We start from the raw sequence: 3,248 nt of genomic DNA, 5'->3' as shown, positions 1-3,248 counted from the left end.
TAGATTTTGATGACATTTTTGGTGATTTACTGTTTCTCAAATGCCTTTTTTCACTTTATCTGTTTGTTTTGATGCTCCCTTTGATTTTCATCTCCGTAATTTCCCTCTGTAACATTTTGGGGTGCGGAATGTGGGTTATAACTCCGAGTTTGCAGATCGAATTTCTAACAAATAGATATACATAATGTAGAGACGTTATAGGTAACGTCTCTACATTCAGAAATAAACCGCATTTTCCCAAAGAAACTAGATTCTGAGCCGTTAATCCTATAATCTTGATCTCAATTACCAATTAGAAAACTCCACCAGAAATTTTGGCAGATTTTTTATTTGTGTATCTCTCTTACCAGATTTACAATGAAGTTTAATATTGGTCATTTTTATCAGTCGTGTTTAACCGTGTAAAAACCTTTCCTGCTTGGGGATTCTTGTCACTGTTAACTAACCTTATCCTAATGTTAGCGGTCATTTTATTGATTTGGCGACAGCAAAAAATAACCCCTATGGTAGCAACGACAGCTATCCCAAATCCCCCAGAACCAGTTAACCTTAACTGGAAAAATCAATATGTACCACCAGAGTTAGGCCCCCGTCATCAACTCAGTTATCCCCAATGGTTGGATATGCTCAAGCAAGAAGCTAAAATAACCGCTGACAAAAATCCCCAACGGTTAACCATACTAGCGGGAGATTCTCTGAGTTTATGGTTTCCACCAGAATTATTACCGGAAGATAGAAATTGGCTAAATCAAGGAATTTCCGGTGAAGTTAGCAATGGACTGTTACAAAGATTAGATTTCTTTGACCGCACCCAACCAGATATGATTTTGGTGATGGTAGGTATTAATGATCTAATTCGCGGGCTAGAGGATCAGGAAATTCTCACTAATTATCGCCAAATTATCAGCTATCTACGCAGAAAACACCCCCAAGCAGAAATTGTCATTCAGTCAATTTTGCCACATGGTGCGGGGGGGACAACTTGGGAAGGAAAAGAAAAACTCCTAGCTATTCCCAATTCTCGAATTCGCAAATTAAATCAGGAACTGAATAACATCGCTACTAAAAAAGGCGCGAGATATCTCAATTTACATCCCCTATTCACCGATCAACAAGGTAATCTTCGTTCAAATTTTACCACCGACGGTTTACATCTGAGTCCCCCTGGTTATCTAGTTTGGCGGACTGCTTTGCAAATGTATACTAACCAACAACTAACACCCCAACTTCCTCAACCACAAAAGGTACAGTCAACAAATAGGATATAAATCCAAAATTTCTATCTAAATCGGCTCCAAGCGCGAGAAAATCAAAAATAGTAATTATTAGTGGTCAATCTCAAATGGATACAAAAGCTTTTAAACGCAGCCTCCAACATTCAGCCAATTATAATCGTAAGGGCTTTGGTCATCAGGCGGAAGTAGCCACTCAGTTACAGTCTGAGTTTCAAAGTAACTTAATTCAGGAAATCCGCAATTCTAACTACACTCTCAGCCGTGGTAATGTCACAATCCAACTAGCCCAAGCATTTGGCTTTTGTTGGGGTGTAGAAAGGGCTGTAGCCATGGCCTATGAAACCCGTCAGCATTTCCCGACAGAACACATTTGGATTACTAACGAAATTATTCACAATCCATCTGTGAATAAACGAATGCAGGAAATGCAGGTAGAATTTATTCCCGTTATTGATCAAGTAAAAGACTTTTCTGTTGTTGGTAGCGGTGATGTGGTGATTTTACCAGCTTTTGGTGCCAGTGTTCAAGAAATGCAAATTCTCAATGATAAAGGTTGTCAAATTGTTGATACTACCTGTCCTTGGGTTTCTAAAGTTTGGAACACTGTCGAAAAGCACAAAAAAGGTGATTACACTTCAATTATTCACGGAAAATACAAGCACGAAGAAACCGTTGCGACCAGTTCTTTTGCTGGGAAATATTTGATTGTTTTAAATTTACAAGAAGCAGAATATGTCATTAACTATATTCTCTATGGTGGCAATCGTCAGGAATTTTTAGCTAAGTTTGCTAAAGCTTGTTCTGCGGGATTTGATCCTGATCAAGATTTAGAACGGGTAGGTATTGCTAACCAAACAACCATGCTCAAAGATGAAACCGAAAAAATCGGGAAAATGCTAGAGCGAACCATGATGCAGAAATATGGACCAGCAGAGTTAAATCAGCATTTCCAAAATTTCAACACTATCTGTGATGCTACTCAAGAACGTCAAGATGCTATGCTGGAATTAGTGGAAGAAAAGGTAGATTTAATGATAGTTATTGGGGGGTTTAATTCATCAAATACTACCCAATTACAACAAATTGCTTTTGATCGGGATATTCCTTCCTATCACATTGATTGTGTGGAACGGATTCAATCAATTAATAACATTGAACATCGGCAATTAACAGGAGAATTGGCAATTACAGAAAACTGGCTTCCAGTAGGGAAAATTAAAGTTGGGGTTACTTCTGGCGCTTCGACACCGGATCAGGTAGTTGAAGATATAATTGAGAAAATTTTTGCCCTCAAAGCCACAGCCACTTTAGTTTGACAATACCTTAGCTAAAGTAAAAAAAGCCTGAATTCGGAGGTTGGGTTTGGCTTGGCTTAACCCAAACTCCCAAAAAATGGCGAATAATTGAAGGAATCTACAAAAATGTCTGGTAATACGTCTTTTGATCAACTCCAACCTGCAAATCAACAACAAGCTACCGTCTATTTACCTTATATTCAGGGTAGTAAGCGAAATTTATTACCCTATGCCATCAGTCTTTATAAAACACGTCAGTTGGAGGGACAGCGTAAAATTGAGGGTGGTAAGAATATTTCTTTTGTTGCGACTTGGAATGATGCCACTTTACCCTCAGATTCAACCATTTGCCGAATCCAGTTTGAGACTAACTCTGAACTAACTTATGAAGTAATGATGCCAAGTTTTGAATTTATTAGTTTTTTAATTGAACTAATGGAAAACTATAAGCGAAATAGCATCAGCGATTTTCCTAAATCTTTTTACCGCAAACTTTTACACTTAGACGATTAAAGCAGAAATAGATATAGTCACGGGGATACCTACGCATACCCCCATTTTCAAAATTCAAAACTAACTAGGGGGTGCTGAAAAAGTTGTCTGTGAGGGCTAGGAGTCAGGAGTCAGGAGTCAGGAGTCAGGAGGAAGAATTAGAAGAAGAGAAGAATAGTATTGAATCTGGTCAAGTGATAGGTTTTTGCTGATTTCAACCCTTATT

The 3,248-nt window shown here is 38.3% G+C and carries 3 protein-coding genes; all 3 read left to right on the top strand.

Going from position 1 to position 3,248, the window contains the following annotated elements; translation table 11 throughout:
• Positions 1-455 precede the first annotated feature (455 nt).
• The gene (locus PN450_RS11630; RefSeq protein ID WP_271836426.1) at positions 456-1,268 is read left to right on the top strand and encodes an SGNH/GDSL hydrolase family protein; all 813 of its coding nucleotides are present in this window, start codon (positions 456-458) and stop codon (positions 1,266-1,268) included.
• A 74-nt stretch (positions 1,269-1,342) separates the two neighbouring features.
• Positions 1,343-2,551, top strand: coding sequence for a 4-hydroxy-3-methylbut-2-enyl diphosphate reductase (locus PN450_RS11625; RefSeq protein WP_271836424.1), 1,209 nt, complete (start codon positions 1,343-1,345; stop codon positions 2,549-2,551).
• Positions 2,552-2,656: 105 nt separating this feature from the next.
• On the top strand, positions 2,657-3,043 hold the full coding sequence (ebsA, locus tag PN450_RS11620; protein WP_271836423.1) for a type IV pilus biogenesis protein EbsA: 387 nt from the start codon (positions 2,657-2,659) through the stop codon (positions 3,041-3,043).
• Positions 3,044-3,248: the final 205 nt, after the last annotated feature.

Source organism: Dolichospermum lemmermannii CS-548, assembly GCF_028330815.1.
Classification (GTDB): domain Bacteria; phylum Cyanobacteriota; class Cyanobacteriia; order Cyanobacteriales; family Nostocaceae; genus Dolichospermum; species Dolichospermum lemmermannii.
The sequence above is the reverse complement of the archived record's forward strand: the minus strand, read 5'-3'. Positions and strand labels throughout refer to the sequence as shown.